17 protein-coding genes are annotated in these 21,075 nt (G+C 34.7%); 11 read left to right on the forward strand and 6 right to left on the reverse strand.

Annotated features, from left to right (window positions below):
- Positions 1-49: 49 nt before the first annotated feature.
- The 3 genes from L0669_RS15390 to L0669_RS15400 form a co-directional block, all read right to left on the reverse strand.
- Complete coding sequence (locus L0669_RS15390; protein ID WP_263758638.1) at positions 50-1,591, reverse strand: hypothetical protein; 1,542 nt, start codon at positions 1,589-1,591, stop codon at positions 50-52.
- 430 nt (positions 1,592-2,021) lie between these two features.
- Complete coding sequence (locus L0669_RS15395) at positions 2,022-2,759, reverse strand: hypothetical protein (RefSeq protein ID WP_263758639.1); 738 nt, start codon at positions 2,757-2,759, stop codon at positions 2,022-2,024.
- A 234-nt stretch (positions 2,760-2,993) separates the two neighbouring features.
- The gene (locus L0669_RS15400; protein WP_263758640.1) at positions 2,994-3,356 is read right to left on the reverse strand and encodes a hypothetical protein; all 363 of its coding nucleotides are present in this window, start codon (positions 3,354-3,356) and stop codon (positions 2,994-2,996) included.
- Positions 3,357-3,713: 357 nt separating this feature from the next.
- On the opposite strand from L0669_RS15400, the gene L0669_RS15405 reads away from it, so the two are divergent.
- The 8 genes from L0669_RS15405 to L0669_RS15440 all read left to right on the forward strand — a co-directional run bounded on the left by L0669_RS15405 (position 3,714) and on the right by L0669_RS15440 (position 12,474).
- Positions 3,714-4,742: a rod shape-determining protein gene (locus L0669_RS15405; protein ID WP_173971668.1), complete on the forward strand. Its 1,029-nt coding sequence runs from the start codon at positions 3,714-3,716 to the stop codon at positions 4,740-4,742.
- Positions 4,743-5,440: 698 nt separating this feature from the next.
- Positions 5,441-5,803 (forward strand): BlaI/MecI/CopY family transcriptional regulator, encoded by a 363-nt coding sequence (locus L0669_RS15410; RefSeq protein WP_173971667.1) that lies wholly within the window; start codon positions 5,441-5,443, stop codon positions 5,801-5,803.
- A complete protein-coding gene (locus L0669_RS15415) occupies positions 5,800-7,818 on the forward strand; it encodes a M56 family metallopeptidase (RefSeq protein WP_263758641.1) in 2,019 nt (672 codons plus the stop codon). Before L0669_RS15410 ends, L0669_RS15415 begins: the two co-directional genes overlap by 4 nt.
- Before the next feature lie 351 nt (positions 7,819-8,169).
- Positions 8,170-9,699, forward strand: coding sequence for a hypothetical protein (locus L0669_RS15420; protein ID WP_263758642.1), 1,530 nt, complete (start codon positions 8,170-8,172; stop codon positions 9,697-9,699).
- Positions 9,696-10,019, forward strand: coding sequence for a carboxypeptidase-like regulatory domain-containing protein (locus L0669_RS15425; protein ID WP_263758643.1), 324 nt, complete (start codon positions 9,696-9,698; stop codon positions 10,017-10,019). The genes L0669_RS15420 and L0669_RS15425 overlap by 4 nt, the downstream gene beginning before the upstream one ends.
- A gap of 290 nt (positions 10,020-10,309) precedes the next feature.
- Positions 10,310-10,804, forward strand: a complete 495-nt coding sequence (gene msrA / locus L0669_RS15430; protein WP_263758645.1) for a peptide-methionine (S)-S-oxide reductase MsrA — start codon at positions 10,310-10,312, stop codon at positions 10,802-10,804.
- Between the two features lie 319 nt (positions 10,805-11,123).
- Entirely contained in the window at positions 11,124-11,789 is a 666-nt protein-coding gene (locus L0669_RS15435; RefSeq protein WP_263758646.1) for a GNAT family N-acetyltransferase, read from the forward strand.
- A 76-nt stretch (positions 11,790-11,865) separates the two neighbouring features.
- Positions 11,866-12,474 (forward strand): 5'-methylthioadenosine/S-adenosylhomocysteine nucleosidase family protein, encoded by a 609-nt coding sequence (locus L0669_RS15440; protein ID WP_263758647.1) that lies wholly within the window; start codon positions 11,866-11,868, stop codon positions 12,472-12,474.
- A gap of 291 nt (positions 12,475-12,765) precedes the next feature.
- Here L0669_RS15440 and L0669_RS15445 read toward each other — a convergent pair whose 3' ends face one another.
- The 3 genes from L0669_RS15445 to L0669_RS15455 are packed head-to-tail and all read right to left on the reverse strand — an operon-like array spanning position 12,766 to position 18,472.
- Positions 12,766-14,217: a TolC family protein gene (locus L0669_RS15445; protein ID WP_263758648.1), complete on the reverse strand. Its 1,452-nt coding sequence runs from the start codon at positions 14,215-14,217 to the stop codon at positions 12,766-12,768.
- A 3-nt stretch (positions 14,218-14,220) separates the two neighbouring features.
- Positions 14,221-17,337 (reverse strand): efflux RND transporter permease subunit, encoded by a 3,117-nt coding sequence (locus L0669_RS15450; RefSeq protein ID WP_263758649.1) that lies wholly within the window; start codon positions 17,335-17,337, stop codon positions 14,221-14,223.
- 28 nt (positions 17,338-17,365) lie between these two features.
- Positions 17,366-18,472, reverse strand: coding sequence for an efflux RND transporter periplasmic adaptor subunit (locus tag L0669_RS15455; RefSeq protein ID WP_263758650.1), 1,107 nt, complete (start codon positions 18,470-18,472; stop codon positions 17,366-17,368).
- A 951-nt stretch (positions 18,473-19,423) separates the two neighbouring features.
- On the opposite strand from L0669_RS15455, the gene L0669_RS15460 reads away from it, so the two are divergent.
- Genes L0669_RS15460 through L0669_RS15470 form a run of 3 tightly spaced genes read left to right on the forward strand, consistent with a single transcriptional unit; the run spans position 19,424 to position 21,065 of the window.
- Complete coding sequence (locus L0669_RS15460) at positions 19,424-19,945, forward strand: RNA polymerase sigma factor (RefSeq protein WP_263758651.1); 522 nt, start codon at positions 19,424-19,426, stop codon at positions 19,943-19,945.
- 46 nt (positions 19,946-19,991) lie between these two features.
- On the forward strand, positions 19,992-20,201 hold the full coding sequence (locus L0669_RS15465) for a hypothetical protein (RefSeq protein ID WP_173969113.1): 210 nt from the start codon (positions 19,992-19,994) through the stop codon (positions 20,199-20,201).
- 12 nt (positions 20,202-20,213) lie between these two features.
- Positions 20,214-21,065 (forward strand): FecR family protein, encoded by an 852-nt coding sequence (locus tag L0669_RS15470; RefSeq protein WP_263758652.1) that lies wholly within the window; start codon positions 20,214-20,216, stop codon positions 21,063-21,065.
- Positions 21,066-21,075: the final 10 nt, after the last annotated feature.

The following is a 21,075-nucleotide window of genomic DNA, read 5'->3' on the forward strand; positions in this document are numbered from 1 at the left end:
AAAGAAATTTCTTTATGGGATGTTTTTTTATCTTCAATTACAGCAATTTTTAATTTTCGCAGAAAGCGCCAATTTGCTTTAAATGTCTTTCGGTTTGGTATTTATTAAAGTTATTCCATGTAGGCGGAACACTTGTTTTTTGTCCGTACATCGCATCCAGACAAATATTGTTGTCTTTGTACATTTCATGTAAAACGGCCAGAATTTTAAAGAAAAATTCATCTAATAATACGATAACATCAAACTCTGATTTTAGAATTTCGTAATTAGCATCAGAAGGATTCAATAATTGTAATAATGCTAAAACTTCGTTCTTTTCTTCGGTATTAATTTCTGTAGCATAACCCATTTTTAAAGTTTTAAAAACAAGATTATTCCATGCTTTGCTGTCGTGTCCCCATTGAACATCAGGAAGATTCAATGAATGCTCGCAAATTAAGATAATAGCAAAAAGAACATCATTTAAATATTCTGCAGGAAACTCATCAAAACTTCTAAATTCGAAACCGCTTTGGTACATTTTTTCCTGATTAAAATCAAGACCAACCTCAGAAAGCATTTCGTACTCCATATCAGCTTCGATCTGATCTCTCCACCAAATGTTTTCTTCTTTCTCAAATTTTAGTAATTTTCTAAAATTGTCTACGTTATAAGTCAAAATTTTACCCTTTGGCATTGCTTTATTATACGTTCCTACGCCTATATAACGAGACATGGCATTTCGCATAGAGCCTAATGTAAATTTCTTGTCAAGACTATACGTATCACTTATCACGCCCATAATATCAGGACTGCCAAGAGTAGCAATAAAGAAAGGCTCAAACCATTGCAATAAATAAATGGCATTGGCATGTGTTCTTTCGAATTCATTATAATCAACAATTCGGCTGTCTTCAGTCAATGATGGTAAAGTAATGTGAAAATGGTATGTTCCGTTATTAAACAAAACCAGATTTTCCTGATTGGTCATGAACATATTAAGTCCGTTGTTGTAATCCGGAAAGTTTAATTTCCCGTTCAATACAGATGATTCATTGATTTTATCAAGGAACAATTTTTTAGTAGCTTTCAGTTCTTTGCAAGACTCCGCTATGGTTCTGTTCTCGAAATATTTGGTTACAAATTCGATCGAATCGCCATCAAAATGTACAGAACCCATTGTTTTGTTTCTTTGGGTAATCATACTCTGAATGTTGTACGGCTGATCTTCAAGGAAAAGTTCCATGATCGATTTTCCTAAATATTCAGGATTTTCGGTAGGTTGTGCGCTTACTTCGCCAGTTTCGGTATCAATTAAGGGTTTTACCGGCGATATTGTTTTGTGCTGATAATTGATATCGAGTTTTTCCAGCGAATGACTGTTCATCATTCTGCTCACGGTATAGTTTTCGTTTGCATCAAAAGCTTTCTTTAAAATAGGAGCTAAGCTTTCAGGCTTGTAACATTTTCTATAATCGATACTGTATTTCTCAAAACCAATTTTTTCTTGTATAAATTCACCAGAAACTATTAGGGATTCTTCAAATTGCATGTAGGTTTCGTTTTCCAACCCTATTCCCCAATAATATTTTTTTGTCTGATTGTCTTTCATTTATACTTACTTTCTTTTTTTAAGGTTATTTTAAATTTTCAAGTCATTTTTTATCAGGAAATATAAATTCAGTCCGTTTCGATCAGAGACAAGAAACCTATAACGGATTAAGCATATTGTTGCCTCCATTATAAAAGTTTTCGATTACTTTTAAAAATATAGGAATTTATATTTTAGAATTGCTGCAATTTTATCGACTGAAACATCAATTAAGAAGTAAATTTTTATAATAAGGCTATAAATTTACTATTGTTATTAATTGCTTTTGTATCAATAATTTAAGCAAGAGAATAGTCAAATCACAACTTTTGCTACCCTTGTTTTTTCTAAGTTGCAAAAGTAGTTTTTTATTATCGTATTTGCAAGTAGTTAACAAGCTGATAATCAATATTTTTTTTTGAATGTTTGAGCAATTCTGCTAATTCTATTTTTATTCGTGATAATAAAGCACGTACGACGAATATAACTCGTCATTCCACCAGTCTTTACGAACTTCTGCGAAGTAGTTGTAATTCAGTTTTCCCGCTTGAGATTGCAGCGGATATACTACAATTCCATTTTCGCGATACGCTTTATGCACATCAGTTTCAGGAACAACAGGAACAATATGTCCTGAAAGTCCTTTTTCTCTTCTTTTGGCACAAATAATTCCAACGCCGCCATTAGAATTTACCTTATTCTGAATTTCTTCAACAGTAAACATTCTTTCCCAACCAAAACTTGGTCCCCATTCTAGAAACCAATCGTGTATTGCGCTCGAGTAAATTCGGTCTACGGTTTCCTCAAAGACAGGTTCTACTTCTTGTCCTTCTAAAACTTTTTCAAGAGATTCCGGTGTCCACCAAACCGTTGGCAGATATACTTTAGAGAAATAGCAGTAATCATAAGAGTATACATTGCAGTAAGTATCTTCTACCGTTCTTTGATATCTCAGGTTATTTTCAACATCCAATTTATCAATCAGTTGGGCAATACTTTCTTTTTTAGTTTCAGCATTCGTTAAATCTCTAAACGGGATACTCGAATCCATAAGAGGTTTTTCTTTCATTTCCATAGAATCCAGACGAGATTCCGGATCTGGTAATAAATCTACTTTTTTTATTCTAGTATTCGATATTGTATTATCATCTAAGGGTAACGATGCTACTGATACAGTATGTTTTTCCATCTTGACTGCTTAAAATTAATTGGCTTAACCTTGCTTGAATTGATTAATGATGCAACATAAATTGGTTGGCCAGCGGGTAAATGTAAGGATTTTAAACTTTCTAAAGAGTTTTAGAAAAAGACAATTTGCAGAAAAAAACAGCATTAGCAGGGTAATTTTGTTGTTTTTACACACAAAAAATGGCATACCAATAGGTATGCCATTTTGTAATTTTAATTTGTAATCATTCGATTATTACTCTTTTTCAGTACGATCATCCTTTTCAGAAGTATCTTTATTACTGGTTTTATCCTGATTTTCGGTCTTTTCTGATGAAGCAGAGGAGTTGTTCTCAAGATTGATTTCGGTATCAAGATCTTCAGTAAATTTCTCCTCATATCGGTACGGATCTTCATCTCTTGCATAATTATCGTGATCTACAGGAGTTTCCTGGTCGATATAATCAGGATCGCTTTCTACAAATTCAGAAGTAGATTCTGTATGAACTGTTTTTTTATACTGATTGTCGCTTTGAATATTATTTCCATCAATTAGCGTATTTTGATCAATAAAATCAGGATCGGTCTGTCCGTATTCGTTGCTGTTTTGCTTTTCCATAACGCTATTTTTTTAAATTAAACTTCTTTTATTGATTGAAGCTTTTCATCTCATTTTCTGTAAACGAGATAGTAAAACTTACTTTCTTAAGGCGTGTATTTTACAAAATTAGAACAGAGGCGGCTGTTATTCATTACAGGAAAATAAATTATAGTTGCATAATTTGTAGGTATTGATAAGATATAGAATAGCAATTTTAACAGAACGCATTTAAACTTTGAATTAATGCTATTTTTGAGTTTGTGTTTTAACAGGAAAACGTTTTTACTTGTTGTTAATTTATGCTAAAGTAGCTTCATTCTGTCGTTTACAGAGAATAAAACGGCAACAACGAGCGTTCTTAAACAAAACTATATTATGGGCTTATTTGATTTTATGATAGTGGAAATAGCTATGGATTTGGGAACAGCGAATACTTTAATAATTTATGACGGAAAAATTGTAGTAGATAGCCCATCGATTGTGGCAAGAGATATTAGAAACGGAAAAATTATTGCTGTAGGCAAAGAGGCCAGTTTAATGCAGGGTAAAACACACGAAAATATTAAAACAATCCGACCGCTGAAAGATGGTGTAATTGCCGATTTTGATGCTTCGGAAAAAATGATTAACTGGTTTATCAATAATATACCGGAAATAAAGAAAAATCTTTTTAAACCTGCTTTGCGAATGGTGGTTTGTATCCCCAGTGGAATTACAGAGGTGGAAATGCGAGCAGTAAAAGAATCCTGCGAACGCGTAAACGGGAAAGAAGTATTTTTAATTCATGAACCTATGGCTGCTGCTATCGGGATGGGAATAGATGTGATGCTGCCTCAGGGTAATATTATTGTTGATATTGGAGGAGGAACTACAGAAATTGCAGTGATTGCACTTGGTGGAATTATTTGCGATAAATCGATAAAAATTGCCGGTGATGTGTTTACCAATGATATCCTATATTATATGAGAACACAGCACAATTTATATATTGGAGACGCTTCTGCCGAAATGATTAAAATTGAAGTAGGTTCAGCAATGGAAGAACTCGAGCACCCACCAAGTGATATGCTGGTGCGCGGAAGGGATTTGCTTACTGGAAAACCAAAAGAAATCAAGGTTACCTACAGAGAAATCGCGAAAGCACTCGACAAATCAGTACTCAGAATCGAAGATGCCATTATGGTAACGCTTTCATTAACTCCGCCTGAATTGGCCGCCGACATTTATAATACCGGTTTGTATCTCGCAGGAGGAGGAGCAATGCTACGCGGACTTGATAAAAGAATTTCTCAAAAAACAGATTTACCGGTCTATATCGCCGAAGATCCTTTAAGAGCCGTTGTTAGAGGTACTGGAGTGGTTTTAAAAGATATTGCTAAATACAAAAGCGTCCTGATTAAGTAGGTTTCTTGTTTTGTATTTGTTATTAAAGTTATACGCTAGACTAATTTTTTTTAGGAGCTAATCCCGCTATCCGTTCCAATCTTCTGTGCTGAACCCCAGCACAAAAGGATTTCCTCTTCTATCGGGGCTAGGGCAATTGTTTTCATAAGAACTATTTCTCATTTTTGTCATCCTGACGGAGGAAGGATCACACATGAAACTCGACAAAGATTGACGATTTTCTTTGCGAAATTCCGAGTGTGATCCTTCCTCCGTCAGGATGACAAGATTGTGCGTAATCAAAGCGTGCGATTAAAAAATCCGTAGCAATCCGCGCTTTCGCATTAGCGAATCCGCGTCATCCGCGTGCCATTTCGCAAGGTTACTCAATAAAACCTACCATTAAAAAACCCGTACCAATCCGCATTTTCGCGCCAGCGAATCCGCGTCATCCACGCACCATTTCTCAAGTTTACTCAAAAAAAGTAAGATTAAAAAATCCGTACCAATCCGCGTTTTCGCGCCAGCGAATCCGTGTCATCCGCGTGCCATTTCGCAAACTATATCAGCTAATATATTGATGTACAAGTCTTTTTATGGTTTGTAGGACTCTCTAAATAGCGCTATTTTACTGATATTACTAACTAATTAGTTAAAAAACTAATCAATTAGTTTGTCTACTAATTAATTAGTAGTATCTTGCATCAAAATATTTAACTATGATAAAACTAGCCAAACGAGAAGAACAGATCATGCAAGTGTTTTGGGATTTAAACAAAGCTTTTATTAGGGACATAATTCCGTTGTTGCCAGATCCTAAACCACATTATAATAGTGTGGCAACAATTGTAAAAATTCTGGAAGAAAAAGGCTTTCTTAATCATGAAACAGCCGGTAATATGCATTGTTTTTTCCCTGTAATCAGTAGGGAAGAATATCAGCAATTTGCATTAAAAGACATTGTGAGTGACTATTTTGATAACTCTTATCCGCGAATGCTCGCCTTTTTTGCAAAAGAACAAAAGCTTACAGAAAAGGATCTTGATGAAATTGTAAATATCATTAAAAAAGGAAAAGTATGATACCTTATATCTTATATTCTGCCTTAATTCTTTCTGCCTGCCTTGTGTTTTACAAGTTGCTTTTGCAAAAAGAAACCTTCTTTTATCTAAACAGATATGTATTGCTGTCCTGTATGTTACTGGCTTTTATCGTGCCCCTGATTCCGGTGCCTCAGCAATTATCGTTTAGAAATGTACCAGCAGAAACAGCTGTTGTTTTGCCGGAAACTCAAATTATTAAAAATAGTACAATCCAGCAAAAAACAGAATCTACGCAGGAAACATCCGTAGCACCAACAAAACAACTCATCAATGTTGAAGTGGTATTACAGTGGATAATCTACCTGTATTGGTTTGGAGTACTTGTTTTCGGGGCGAATTTTTTAATGCAGGCCGTGATATTGATTAAGAGAGCGTATTCAGGTTCAGTAATTCAGGACGGAAAATTTCGAATTGTAGAAATAACAGGAGACAAAGCTCCTTGTTCTTTTGCCAACAATATTTTCATTAATCCTGAAAAATACGAATGGGAAACCTACAATCAGATTTTGCTGCATGAAAAAATACATATCGAGCAAAAACATACTATAGATCTTTTGCTTGCTGAGATCGTTCTTATTTTTCAGTGGTTCAATCCTTTTGCCTGGCAATGGCGAAAAGCACTTGAAATTAATCTTGAATTTTTAACCGATGACCAAATGCTGCAACAGGATACTGTTGAAAGAGAAAGTTATCAGTTTAGCCTGCTAAAAGTAGCAGCACCGCAATTTCCTTTGAGTCTTACAACCAATTATAATCAATCATTACTAAAAAAACGAATCATCATGATGAACTCAAAAAAATCAAACGTAAACACCACGTGGAAATATTTTTTCCTCTTACCATTAATGGTATTGTTTGCCTGCCTTTTTAATCAACCGGCAGCGCAAAGTCAAACGCTGGCATCTTCTACAGAGAAGTCTGCAAAAAAAGCCGCAAAAAAAACGAATCTAAAAAACGGAATACGAACAGAAGGAAATTGGCTGGCGACGATTAAAGGAAATGAAGTATATCTTCAATTAAAAAGCGACGAAAAAGATAATTCTTCAAGCACTTTTCAGTTGAGTGAATTTAAAGATCTGCAAAGAGACAAACAAGGCACCTTTACATTGACACGCGAAGCCGGAACTATGACTTTTACCGGAAAATTTGAAGGCGATAAAGGAACGGGAACGTACAAATTTACCGCCGACAAAAACTATCAGGCAGCGATGCTTAAAGAAGGCATAAAAGTAACAGAAGATGATGACTTAATGGTTTTCTTTATGGTAAATGTCAAACAATCGTATGTGCAAATGGTAAAACAAAAAGGATACAAAAATCCGGACAAAGACCAACTTATTCCACTTGTAGCTTTAGATGTCAATGAAGCCTATATTGCTTCGATGAAACAGGCAATTCCGGATATCGATCTTGATAATCTGGTCCCTTTTAAATCGTTGGGTATCGACAAAGCTTACATCGAAGACATACGCAAATCAGGTTATAAAGACTTGTCTCCGGGAAATATCATAGCATTAAAATCACAAGGAATAGATGGTAAATTTATTGCAGACGTACGCAGTGCTGCAAAGGGAAATAATTCCGGTGACGATACTTCAAACAGCGATGATGACATCCTTGCTTTAAAAGCATTAAATGTTGATAAAGCATTTATTAATTCTTTGAAAGAAGTAGGGTATGACAATCTTTCAAACAGTGATCTTATTGCTATGAAATCATTAAATGTAACAGCAGATTATATTAAAGGTTTTCAAAAAGCGGGTTTTGCAACCATTAAACCTGGTGATATGATTGCATTAAAATCGCAAAATATAACTCCTGCTTTGGTGCAACAATACAAAGACCTTGGTTTTAGTAATCTGGATATGGGCGATGTTGTAGGAGCACAGGCAACAGGGGCTACGCCAACTTTCATTAAATCGATGAAAGAAAAAGGACACGATTTTAAAAATCTTGAAAAGTATATCGAATTAAAAGCGGTGCTACATAATTAAGACAAAGATCAATCACTTTGTCAGTTAGGATTTTTAAAAATCAAACTAGATTGTAAGACTTACAAAAGCCCATTCCTAAAGGAATGGGCTTTTTTTGTTCTTTTGTTTTTGTTCTTTTGTTTTTGGCTATTGGTGGGGATAATTGGAGATATAATTATAGCTTTTCAAAATGACTCTTCAGAAACAGGAAGTTTTTTCGTGCCTTGATATTTAGTACTAGAAAATGAAAAAACTAAAAATGATTTATTTTTCTTACAATTAGATAAAGATTATTATATTTGATTTTATTATTTGTAAATAAATATTTATTTATAAATAATGCGTTTTTATTGTTAATTAAAACAAATCACTATGTCTAGAACAAGAATTGTAAAGGGTAAAGTTACAGAAATAACTGGAGGAACTTATAGAATTTATGGAAACAGAATTATAATTAATTCAGGTGGGCGCATTGACTATTTTGCTAAAAATTATACTTATGGAGATCCTGGGGAACCTCCCGTATCAAAGTATGCAGACTTTGATATTCACTTTGAAATTGATAAAGAAGAAAAAACAATAGTCCCTTTTGGTATAGTAGATTTTGAAAATAAAGCAGAGAACCAATTCTTTAGATTCAAATACACCCTTGAAAAATCTGATATAGATGAGTTTTATTTTGAAATAATAACCGAAAGAGGAGATCAATTGTATGAATATAATTGCCTTAAACCCGCTGTTATTGACAATGAATACAAAGAACCCTTATTTAAAAGCGAAAAAACCTCAAAAATCCCAATGAATTCCGCCCTGATACCTGAAGGAAGTCCTGATTTTGAGCCTAAAGATTATACTGCTATGGGAAGCTACACTTTGAGTTGGGATGGTTTTGATAAAGACGGTATTTACGACAGTACCCGATTTAACAACAAGGACTTAAAAGCCAGGATTACAGCAATAAAAAACGGAAGGCGAAAAAGTATTGTTGTAGATTTCTCTACAAAATACGACCAAGTGGAATGGACAGATGTCAAAATCGATAAAAACACAAAGCGAATTGATTTAAGTTTAAGAGTAAACCTTACGGATGGAGGAGAAAATGGATTAACATGTCAAGCCATAAACGCAAGTGATATATACGGTATGCCAGCAAGGACTGTTTGTGATTGGGATAAGATACCTAAATCTGAGATTAATTCAAATAACCCAATTATTAAAATCAGAACCAGAAGTTTTGAAGAGCTAAAACAATTAGCATTTGCTGGGTTAGAACATTATTGGGGAAGAAACAAATCGAGAGTTATTGGTAATTATGTTAAAATTAATGATAATTACGAAGTTTTCATAAATGCAATTAATAGCAATAAAAATGCCTTAAACTCTTTACCACTAATATATAATACCAATGGAGACTGGATGCGTTCAGGTAATCCAGGAGGTAATTATTTTGATGAAAGTTTAGCAGACAATATAATTGATTCATTTCCTGATGCTGGTGTAATACAAAGATTGTCTTATAATGTTGGATATATAGAATATTCGAATGGTTGGGGATATAGCTTTGAAAAGGATGAAGATGAAGAATTCAAAGAAACTGCTAGCCATGAGTTAGGTCATGAGTTATTGCAAGCTTATAGTGGAACGGCTTTTTCTTATCAACATAAAGGAAGTTCTTACTATTTCCCTCAAGATACTAAACCAACAAAAGGTAATGAAACTGTATGGGATATAATAAAAAGGGATAAAATGCCTGAAAGTTCAGGTGAAAACTATCCTTTAAAAGGTGAAGTTGATTTAATGAAGTATTATAATAATGATAGAATAAAGGATAAATCAAGAACTATTGCAGCAGAAAAAGATGTATTGGGTTTAATATGGCTTACTAAAATAAAAGTGAAATGAGAAAATTTGTTTACTTATTTATTTTTTTACTTACTATATCATGTAATAATTCAAAATATTATGGATATGTATATAATTTCGAAAAGAGAAAACCTTTAGAAGGGGTAAAGGTTTATGATGTGTGTAATAAAAGAGTAATTATAACAGATAAAGATGGATATTTTGAAATTGATCAAACAAAAAATTGCTCAGGCACTTTAGTGTTTCAAAAAACAAAATTTCATAGTGATACTATTCGTTCAATTTCTATTCAAAGTGGAGAGTTTATGAGAGAAGTTTTTAAAGGGGATACTATCTATTTAAGGTTGATAAAGAATTAAAAGCTAAGATTACCACCCCAGCTGGTACGAGATTCTTGCTCGTGAACACAAAGTTATATTTTCAAATTTAATATAAATTCTTTTTAAGATGATTTTTAAAGTGATCATAAACCGCCATGTTCTTACTTTAAATTATGTTTTTCTTTATATACAATCAACAAATAATCCATTATCTTTGATAGAGAATCAAGCATTAAAACTGGATTTTTTTAATGCATTGATTCAATAAAACTTAAGGACTAAAACTAAGTAGACTTTAAGTTTTAAAATGATTTTTAAAAACAAATAGTATGGAAAATTTAAAGAAAGCGTATATAGCCGGAGGTTGTTTTTGGGGTATGGAAGACCTTTTTCGTGTTCGTCCCGGTGTAACTGATACTGAAGTAGGTTACATTGGCGGAGAAAATGATAATCCCACTTATCAAAATCATCCCGGACATGCAGAAGGAATAGAGATTACTTACGATGCCAACATCACTTCTTTTAAGGAATTATTGGATTACTTTTTCAGAATGCACGACCCAACTACGGTAGACAGACAAGGTAATGACAAAGGATCAAGTTACAGATCGGCTATATTTATTCAGAATGAGGAAGAGGAAGAAGCCGCAAAAGAAGTAATTCAACTCGTGGATGATTCAGGAAAATGGCCTGGAAAAGTGGTTACAACGCTTGAACCTATTGCTAAATTTTGGGTAGCCGAAGGTTATCATCAGGATTATCTGGTCAAAAATCCAAACGGGTACACTTGTCATTTTGAACGATTTAATACTTCGTTTTTATAAATGTTATAACAATTCGTTTAAAACATTAAAAATAGAAACCTCTAAAGTCATTGATTTTAGAGGTTTTTTTATGCTAAAGATTTAATGATCTTATCTCAAGTCCAATTAATATCAGAATGATAAAAATCATATCATTTTGATAAGAATATCAATTGATTAAAGTTGTATGTTTTTCGCTTAAGTTGTTGATATATTGGTTTTAATAATTGAAATAAAGAGATCTTAAAGAATTGGTACATAAATTGAAAATTCAGTTTCGTATTTCCAAATGCATTAAAGATTGTATTATTAATAAAATAGGGAATACATCCAACTAAATATGAAAACCCTACAACGTACTATAGAATTTACAGGCAAAGATTTTGTAATGCCTGATCCATTCCCCAATAAACCAGTTCTGGTAAACGATAGCCTAATTGATGAAGCGATACCTAATTTTACGGTTGAAATTGCAAACTCTAAACATGTTTTTTGGGTAAAAGAAATTTGCGACGTTACGCTATCTTCTGCCATAGCACGCGGAACAGGAATTTCAGGTCGTTCGCCTGAATTGCTGGAATCAAAAATACGTAAAGGCGAAGCTATTATCGCCTTTACATCAGAAGGTAAGTGGGCAGGATTCTCTTTTATCTCTTCCTGGGAAAATGGCCAGTATGTTTCTAATTCCGGATTAATTGTAGCGCCTGAATTCAGACATACAGGTTTGGCAAAAACAATCAAAAGAAAAATCTTCGAATTGAGCCGCCAAAAATATCCTGATGCTAAAATATTCAGTCTTACGACTGGTTTGGCGGTAATGAAAATGAATCATGAATTGGGTTTTGAGCCCGTCACATATTCTGAATTAACAAGTGATGATGTTTTCTGGGAGAATTGTAAATCGTGTGTCAATTGCCCAATATTAATGAGTAAAGAAAGAAAAAACTGCTTTTGTACAGCCATGCTTTACGATCCTAAAAACAATAGATCCTTAAACATTAAATAAAAAAAATCAAATTATTTTGAAAATATAGAAGTAAATAATACCCGATATTTGCAACATAAAAAACACTTCAATTTTTATGATAAAAATAAACGAAAACCATTCATATCCTTTCAAAGAGGTACTTTTTACATTTGCCTTAGCTTCTGAAGCAGCCGAAGTGTTTAAAGATCATACAGCGCTTATTACCGGAATTGGAAAAGTCAATGCAGCCTACGAATTGACTAAGGCGATACAATTAAAAAGGCCTTCGGTAATTGTAAATCTGGGTTCGGCGGGAAGTACTCATTTTAAGAAAGGTGATGTAGTTTGCTGTACAAAATTTGTTCAAAGAGATATGGACGTTAGAGGACTTGGTTTTGCTTTATATGAAACACCTTTGTCTGGTTTACCACCAGTTTTGGAATATGGTTTAGAAATGGACGGTCTGCTCTTAGGTATTTGCGGTACGGGAGATAGTTTCGAAATGCAGCATTCTGAAACGATTTATGACGTGGTAGATATGGAATCTTATGCTTTGGCGATGATTGCCATGAAAGAAAATATTCCGTTTTTGTGTTTAAAATACATATCAGATGGTGCCGATGATAATGCAGCTGAAGACTGGAGCGTTCAGGTTCATAAAGCTGCTGTTGCGTATGGCGCTATTTTAAAATTGAATATCAACGAAGCTGCGGCTAATTCTTAGAAGATAACGAATAATATTTATTCTCTCGCAGATTTAGCAGATTTTTTGATAAAGTTTGACAAAGAATAATCCGCTTAATCTGCTAAATCTGCGAGAGTTATTATATCAGCGTATTTTTCAAAATCATTTTAATTTTTTATCCCGATAGCTATCGGGAGTGGCAGAATAAAACTTTACCACTGAGACTTTGAAATAAAAAAAAGGCTGCCTGAATAGATTTCAGACAGCCTCTTATAACTGCAGTTTTTAAGTACTAATTCAAAAATTTACGACCAATTAGTAACTTTAAGATTAATTAATTCCTCCTCCTAAAGCCTTGTACAATAATACCTGCGACTCTGCATTTTTCAATTGAATGTCAACAAAGTCCAGTTCGGCCTGCAGTTTATTTTTCTGAGCATTAATAATTTCCAGGTAATTGGCATAACCGCTCAAATACAAATCATTTGAAACGTTTACGGCGATTTCGAGATGCTCAATTTCCTTCGATTTATATTTTAAAACGTCTACAAAAGATTCCGTTCTGTGCAATAAAGCACTTAATTCATTATACGCCGTTGTAATCGTATTTTGATATTGCAAAAACGAAATTTGCTGTCTTTTATTCGATACAAAAAATTCTTGTTTAATTTGTCCTTTATTGAAAACAGGAGCCGTTAAACCGCCAAGCAATTGCCAGGCAAACGAACCATTATCAAAAAAAGTAGAGAAAGAAAACGAATTAAAACCAGCATAACCTCCCAAATTTAAAGTTGGGAAAAAGGCTGCGCGTGCTGCTTTTGCATCGGCATTTGTGGCACGCAGTTCGTGATAGGCTTCGGAGACATCGGGTCTTTTATGAATAATCGAATCCACGCTAATTTTTTGATTTAAAACCTCCAGATGACCCGAAAGGAAATCAGCGCTTCTTTCGATTTTGCCGCCATATTCACCTAAAAGATTCAATAACGCTTTTTCTGTTTGATCGATGCTTAAGTTTAGTTGTTCGGCTTCCGCCAAAATATTATTATTCTGCGCATTAAACTGCTGAACCGCTAATTCCGTAGCTTTTCCCACAGATCGCTGTGCTGCCACAATATCAAGTGCTTTTTGCTGTGTTTTCAGGTTGTTTTTGTAAATCTCAGCTTGTTTATCTAAAGCAATGAGTTTGTAATACAAGTCAGCAACATCACTTAACAATCGGGTTTGCAGTAATCGCATTCCTTGCTGAGAAGCAAAGAATCGTTCGCGTGCTGCTTTTTTACGATTGCTCAGTTTTCCCCAGATATCGGCTTCCCAGGAAACTTTACCACCTAAAAAAAGGTTGGGAGAAACTTTTTCGTTTATCCTTTGTTTCTCATTAATATTTTGAGAAAAATTAGTGTCAAAATTCCCTACGCCATCCATAGTATATTTTCCATAATGCGTTCCGGAAGCATCTGCAACAAGATCTAAAGACGGAAGCAAAGCCAGTTTTGCCACTTTTAAATGAGAATTGGCTATTAAAATTCTTTCTTGCATAATTAAATAATCAGGATTTTGTGCAATAGCTTTCTTTAAAAGATTTTCGAGTTTGGCATCTTTAAAATACGTTTCTGTTTTTAACGGAATAAAAGTCTGCAGATTATCAGACGTTTTTTTTCTTTTTAAGTCAAAATTTTCAGGCAGTTGTTTTGCAGCCAGATTATCATTGATTTTAGGAGCAGAGCAGGCGGTAAGAAGTACAATACCGCCCAGAATTATATATTGATTTATTTGTTTCATGTTTTATTTTTTATTCATTGCTTTTTCTAATTTGGCAAACAGGATGTAAAGTCCCGGAATTATGATAAGTCCGAAAACAGTTCCTATAAGCATTCCTCCCGCAGCAGCAGTACCAATAGAACGGTTTCCTACTGCTCCGGCTCCGGTTGCAATACACAACGGAATCAATCCTGAGATAAAAGCAAATGAGGTCATAAGAATAGGCCTGAAACGAAGTCTTGCGCCTTGAATCGCAGCCTCGGTAATGTCTCGTCCTAATTTGTTTTGCGCCATGGCAAACTCTACAATCAGGATGGCATTTTTGGCGAGCAGACCAATCAGCATGACGAGTGCCACCTGAGCGTAAATATTATTGTCTAAACCAACCATCAAAAGGGCAAGGTAAGAACCAAAAACACCCACAGGAAGACTTAATAATACCGGAAACGGAAGCAGCAAACTCTCGTACTGCGCCGCAAGGAGCAAATAGACAAACAAAATACACAAGGCAAAAATGTAAATGGTTTGGTTTCCGGACAGGATTTCTTCACGTGTCATTCCCGACCATTCGAGTTCAAAACGGCTTGGGAGTTTTTCTGCGGCAATTTTTTCTACGGCAGCAATGGCATCTCCGGAACTGTAACCTTCGGCAGGTTCTCCGTTAATCATCGCCGACATATACATATTATATCGCGTTAAAACTTCTGGTCCGTAAACGCGTTCCAGTTTTATAAAAGTCGAAAACGGAACCATTTCGCCTGCATCATTTTTCAAGTACATATCCAGAATACTTTCGGGATTTTTTCTAAACTGCGGACTTGCCTGAACCATTACTTTATACATTTGAGAGAAACGAATAAAGTTGGTTGCATAAAACGAACCTAACATGGTCTGTAAAGTTGCCATGGCATTGTCTACAGAAATTCCTTTTTTAGCCGCAAGATCATAATCAATGTGGACTAAATACTGCGGGAAAGTAGCATCAAAACTGGTAAAGGAGTTTTGTATTTCCGGGGAAGCGTTAAGTTCCTTGATAAAGTTTTTAGTTACTTCATCGGTATTATTAATGGTTCCGCCTGATTTGTCGAGCAAACGAAGCTCAAAACCGCTGGTATTACCAAATCCGGGAACCGTTGGTGGCGCGAAAATTTCGATCTGCGCATCGCTAATCCCTCTTGTTTTCTCAGTTAGTTTAGCAATAAATTCGTTTACCGAAATATCACGTTCTTTCCAATCCTTTAAGTTGATCATTCCCATTCCGTAGGATGCTCCCGCGATTTCGGTTACAATACTGTATCCGGCAAGTGTTGTTACGTTGTCAACTCCTTTAATTTCTTTGGCAAGACGCGTTACTTCATCTAATGCTTTTTCGGTACGCTCTACCGTTGCTCCTTGTGGTGTAGTTACGTTTACATACACCATTCCCTGATCTTCAGACGGAATAAATCCGGAAGGTAAAAACTTGCTCGTTCCCCAGGTAAATACGCAGAATAAAACCAATAATCCTACCGTAATCCACGTACGATCGGCAAATTTTACCAATACTTTAATGTATTTAGAAGTGATATTATCAAACCATTTATTGAAGCTGTGGAAGAATTTATCCAATAAAGAAGTCTTTTGTTTATTAGGATCGTGCGCTTTTAGCATAATGGCACATAAAGCCGGAGTAAGCGTAAGAGCGTTGATTCCGGAAATAACAATACTAATCGCCATTGTTAGCGAAAACTGCCTATAGAAAACTCCAACCGGACCGCTAAGAAAAGCTACAGGAATAAATACAGCGGCCATAACAACTGTAATAGCAATAACGGCTCCGGTAATTTCTTTCATGGCGCTGATCGTGGCGGGCAGAGGCTCCATGTGTTCTTCGGAAATTTTTACGTGAACGGCCTCGACGACGACAATAGCGTTATCAACGACAATTCCGATAGAGAGTACTAAAGCAAAAAGCGTTAACAAGTTGATGGAGAATCCCATCATCGACATAAAAGTAAACGAACCAATTAAGGCTACAGGAACGGCCAATACCGGAATTAAAGTCGAACGCCAGTCTTGAAGGAAGATAAAAACCACAAAGGCAACCAGAATAAAGGCTTCGATAAGGGTTTTTAAAACCTCGTCGATAGATGCGTCAAGAAAACGCGAAACGTCATACGCAATATTATAATCCATTCCCGGAGGAAAAGACGTTCCTTTTAGTTCTGCCATTTTTTCTTTTACGCTGGCAATAACTTCAGAAGCATTAGAACCCGGACGTTGTTTCAACATGATTGAAGCCGAAGGTTTTCCATCGGTTTTAGAAACCATTCCGTAGCTCATCGAACCAAATTCAATGTTCGAAATGTCTTTTAATCGTAAGATGGTTCCATCTGAATTGGCTCTCAGCGGAATTTCCTCATATTGTTTTGGCTCAAAGAATTTTCCGCCATATTTAATAACATATTGCAGCTGATTGTCAAGCTGTCCGGATCCTTCGCCCACTTTTCCGGGAGCGGCAGAAATATTTTGTTTTTGAAGAGAATTGATGACTTCATTTGCCGAAATATTATACGAAAGCATCTTTTGCGGATCCAGCCAGACACGCATCGAATATTCTTTCTGACCCATAATTTCAGCACGCCCTACACCATCAATACGTTTTAATTCCTGAAGAATATTAATATCCGTAAAGTTGAAGATAAACTGTTCATCCTGAGTTTTATCGGTACTGGTAATATTCAGGTACATCAGCATACTGTTTACCTCTTTTTCTGTGGTAACTCCGGCACGAATTACTTCTTCGGGAAGCTCGTCGAGTATGGTCGTTACACGGTTCTGAACGTTTACGGCCGCTAAATCGGGATCGGTTCCTACTTCAAAGAAAACCTGAATCAGCGTTAAACCATCGTTAGAAGTTACGGTCGACATATACGTCATTCCGGGAACACCGTTTATGGCACGTTCTAAAGGAAGCGCCACGGCATTGGCAGAAACCTCTGCATTGGCTCCTGTATATTTTGCTGTAACCGTTACAGATGGCGGTACAATATCCGGAAACTGGGTAATAGGAAGCTGAAACAAAGCCAGTAATCCTAAAAGTACTATCATAACCGAGATGATTAATGATAATATTTTTCTTTTGATAAACATTTCTATCATTGTGAAATCTTTTAAATATGTATACTAATTACAAGGTTGCGTTTTGGTTTTCTTTTACATTGATTTTATCTCCGTCACGCAAAGACTGAATGCCTTCCTGAACGATTAAATCGTTGTTTTTTAGCCCTTTGTTTAAAATGTATACATCGTCAAGAGTGCTTTCGATAGTTACGTTGGTCATTTTTACAACGCCTTCTTTGTCTACCAGAAATACGAATTGTTTGTCCTGAATCGAAAAAACGGCTTTTTGCGGAATGATAATCGCATCGGTTTTAGCTTCTGAAATAATCAGTTTTCCTGAAGTTCCGTGTTTGATAAATCCCTGCGGATTATGAAATTTTGCTTTGTATTGAATAGAACCTGTTTGTCTGTCGATATCTCCGTCAGCGGTTTTTAATTCACCTTTTTGGTCGTAAACCATTCCGTTGGGCAATACCAGTTTGATATCGCCTTGTGTATGAAGGGTTTTGTCTTCCATCATCTGGAAATAAGTATTTTCAGGAATAGAGAAATAAGCGTAAACATCGTCTAATTGCGAAACGGTGGTAAGCAACGATCCGTTTTCTACCAGACTTCCTTCCTTAAAAGGAATTCTATCCACAGTACCGTCAAATGGCGCACGGATTGTGGCAAAACTAATTTGTTGGTTGATCGCTTTTCTTTCCGCGGAAGCGTGAGCAACTTTGGCAGAAGCCGCATCATGTTTTGCTTTCGATAATTCTAATTCCTTATCGGCAATTACTTTTTTATTAAAAAGAGTTTGAGCCTGTTCCAGCTCTACGGTTGCGATTCTTAAATCGGCCATACTGCTTTTGTAAACAGCCTGAGCTTTTAAGAGTTGTATTTGAAGTTCTACATCGCTTATCTGAAATAAAATCTGGCCTTTTTTTACTTTTTGGCCTTCACTTACATATACTTTGTCGAGTAATCCGGGAATACGAACGTGAATTTCGACATTGTTTTTGGCGTGTACATCGGCAACAAACCGGTTAGAAACGATGGTATCTTTTAGGGTTACCTTATAAACGGGAAGTGTTTTTATTTTGTCTGCATTCTTTTGGGTTTTATCTCCGCACGAGACTAAAACGAATAAGGATAAAATGGCGATAAAAAATAAATTGTTTTTAATGTTCATGATTAATTTTTAAAAAATGTGTATAAATAGGTTCTCTCCCTGATCATTAACAGACAGGAAGACAAGGGAATAAATAAGGAAAAAGAAAAATGCGCCGGCAGAAGTCACAATGAGCTTTGCCGTGTTTTTTGAGAAATATTTTTATACGTAATGTGTCCTTTATTAAAAATAAAAGACAATAGAACAGTAGTTCTTTACATCAAAAATAAATTGAAATCTAGAAAAGTTGGTACAAATGCAGATGGGTATGACACTGAATTTGATAAAACGTCTTAATACTATAAATGAGTTTATTTTCTAAAATTTTAAAGTGTAAAAGCTTAGAAAAAAAAGGCGTTTTTAATATCGTGCTGTCAGAAGTTACAGCCCTGTGTTTTATTTTGTTTTTTACTATGAAATGAATTTCCAGATTTTTGGATATCGAGAAATAATCTGAAGATAAATATGGAATTTCGTCAGCAGAAACATTATCCGGAGTACAATAATCACTAAGTTCAGGCTGATATCTATTAGGCTCGGTACTTCTTACAAAAGAAAGCGAGAGTAATAAAATAAGACAAAAAAACTTAAAGTGTTTCATTAACAGTATTGTAAACCTGTCGAAAGGCTTTTATTTAAAAAAAAGTATAGAATATAAATTTGATAGTGCGCCAAATATAGTAATTTGAAAAATAAGCAATTCTTAATTTTTTCTAAAAACATTAAAATTTAAAATTTTAGTAACATTAAACAGAGGTTTATTTTTAGGCTTTATAAGACATTCAAAATTATTCTTTTGCAGTTTGGAAACTAAAATTTCGAAAAAAGTTTACGAACATAAATTAAAATCCTGTTCTTTGTCCCGTAAAATTTTATTAAAAAAAGGTAACGAAATCCAAGTCTTGGCGACCAACTTAAAAATACAATATAATTAGATATTTTAAGTTAAGACTAATCATCGTATTTGCGTTTATGGACAACAAGAAGTTTATATTAAGTTTAAAAAAAGGTAATGAGGCTTCTTTCAAAGAAGCTTATCTAAATTACTATGATAAACTAATAAACATTGCCAGACGTTTTGATTTTACGGTTCTTACTCCGCAGGATTTTGTTCAGGAAACTTTTATACGATTATACAATAAAAGAGAACTTCTTAATGAAGAGGTTTTATTCGATAAACAATTGTTTACCATTTGCAAGAATATTATTCTGAATCATGTAAACAGGGAAAATAAAATAATTCAGCTTGATCCGAACTTCGAAAAGATGGAAACTGAGGATACAGAAACCATAATTTTTGAAGAAAGAAGAGAAAAACTGCATAATTTTATAAATCTTCTTCCGGAGCAGCAACAAAAAATATTTACTTTACATAAACTGGAAAACCTTAGCTATAAGGAGATTGCAGCAATTACAGACCTTTCTGAAAAAACAATTGCCAATCATATTTACCTCGCCAGTAAATTTATTCGAAAAAAAATCGAAGAGCATTAGGAACTTTTGTGTTCTCGTTTGTTATACTAATAAACAAGAACATAAAATGCATATCGAATCTTATAAAACAGATGTTACAAGCAAAGAAGATGCAAGCTTTATTGTAGTGCTTCTGCAGTTTATTATTTCTGATTGTATCATGAATTTCGATTTAGAAAATAACAATCATATTCTAAGAATCGAAACCAACAGAGACATAAAAGAAATGGTTTACGGTGTTTTTAATAAACAAGGATTTTATTGTCAAAAAATATAACGCCCCAAAGCAATGGATGAAAAGAAACTAGAAGAAGAATTAAAAAAAATCTGGGACGAAACCCCCATTTCGCATTCTGATACCGAAAAAGAACTTTCCTGGCAGCAATTTCAGGAAAAGGCATTTGCTCCAAAAAAGCAAAAAAATAAGTGGTGGCGTCATTATGCAGCAGCAGCGGCCATTCTGCTTTTTGTTTTGATTGGCAGCGGACTTTATTTTAATAATTCTTCTTTATTAAATAATAGTACTATAAGTATTGCCGGAAATACGATAGAAAATACGAGTTCTATCATCAAAAGTATTGTTTTGCCCGATAGTTCGAAAGTAGAGTTGAGTCCGAATTCTAAAATTGTATACGCCGATAATTTTGCCGTGAACAGAAAAGTAGAAGTTTCCGGAGAAGCTTATTTTAAAGTTAAAAAAGATAAGCAACATCCTTTTCAGGTAATTTGTAACGAAACGACCACTACAGTTTTAGGAACCTCTTTTACCGTTACAGGATACGAGAAAAAAGGAGTAGAGGTAGCTCTTTTTGAAGGAAGTGTCGAGATGAGCGTAAAAGACCAGTCAAAAAAATGGATATTAAAACCGGGAGAAAAATTTACCTACGGAAACGAAACTGCCGTAGTAGCCGAGTTTAACAGATTTGTTGATTTTGATGACGAAAAACTAAGCAACGTAAGCACTTATATAGAGTCGAATTATGGCTATAAAGTAATGCTTCCGGAAGAATATAAAAATCAGAAAATAACAGTGAGAATCAATAAAAAAGAAGAGCTAAAAACGATTCTCGAATTAATATCAGAAATGTATAACCTAAACTTTGAAGTAAATGAAAATTTAAAACAGATTACTTTTCAATAGAAAAGAAAAG

Origin of the sequence: Flavobacterium bizetiae, assembly GCF_024271895.1 — a bacterium.
Lineage (GTDB): Bacteria > Bacteroidota > Bacteroidia > Flavobacteriales > Flavobacteriaceae > Flavobacterium > Flavobacterium bizetiae.

Bases quoted from the DNA above. Each gene is read 5' to 3' on its own strand.
- L0669_RS15390 (WP_263758638.1), bottom strand. From the start codon at position 1,591: ATGAAAGACAATCAGACAAAAAAATATTATTGGGGAATAGGGTTGGAA.
- L0669_RS15395 (WP_263758639.1), bottom strand. From the start codon at position 2,759: ATGGAAAAACATACTGTATCAGTAGCATCGTTACCCTTAGATGATAAT.
- L0669_RS15400 (WP_263758640.1), bottom strand. From the start codon at position 3,356: ATGGAAAAGCAAAACAGCAACGAATACGGACAGACCGATCCTGATTTT.
- L0669_RS15405 (WP_173971668.1), top strand. From the start codon at position 3,714: ATGGGCTTATTTGATTTTATGATAGTGGAAATAGCTATGGATTTGGGA.
- L0669_RS15410 (WP_173971667.1), top strand. From the start codon at position 5,441: ATGATAAAACTAGCCAAACGAGAAGAACAGATCATGCAAGTGTTTTGG.
- L0669_RS15415 (WP_263758641.1), top strand. From the start codon at position 5,800: ATGATACCTTATATCTTATATTCTGCCTTAATTCTTTCTGCCTGCCTT.
- L0669_RS15420 (WP_263758642.1), top strand. From the start codon at position 8,170: ATGTCTAGAACAAGAATTGTAAAGGGTAAAGTTACAGAAATAACTGGA.
- L0669_RS15425 (WP_263758643.1), top strand. From the start codon at position 9,696: ATGAGAAAATTTGTTTACTTATTTATTTTTTTACTTACTATATCATGT.
- msrA (WP_263758645.1), top strand. From the start codon at position 10,310: ATGGAAAATTTAAAGAAAGCGTATATAGCCGGAGGTTGTTTTTGGGGT.
- L0669_RS15435 (WP_263758646.1), top strand. From the start codon at position 11,124: ATGAAAACCCTACAACGTACTATAGAATTTACAGGCAAAGATTTTGTA.
- L0669_RS15440 (WP_263758647.1), top strand. From the start codon at position 11,866: ATGATAAAAATAAACGAAAACCATTCATATCCTTTCAAAGAGGTACTT.
- L0669_RS15445 (WP_263758648.1), bottom strand. From the start codon at position 14,217: ATGAAACAAATAAATCAATATATAATTCTGGGCGGTATTGTACTTCTT.
- L0669_RS15450 (WP_263758649.1), bottom strand. From the start codon at position 17,337: ATGATAGAAATGTTTATCAAAAGAAAAATATTATCATTAATCATCTCG.
- L0669_RS15455 (WP_263758650.1), bottom strand. From the start codon at position 18,472: ATGAACATTAAAAACAATTTATTTTTTATCGCCATTTTATCCTTATTC.
- L0669_RS15460 (WP_263758651.1), top strand. From the start codon at position 19,424: ATGGACAACAAGAAGTTTATATTAAGTTTAAAAAAAGGTAATGAGGCT.
- L0669_RS15465 (WP_173969113.1), top strand. From the start codon at position 19,992: ATGCATATCGAATCTTATAAAACAGATGTTACAAGCAAAGAAGATGCA.
- L0669_RS15470 (WP_263758652.1), top strand. From the start codon at position 20,214: ATGGATGAAAAGAAACTAGAAGAAGAATTAAAAAAAATCTGGGACGAA.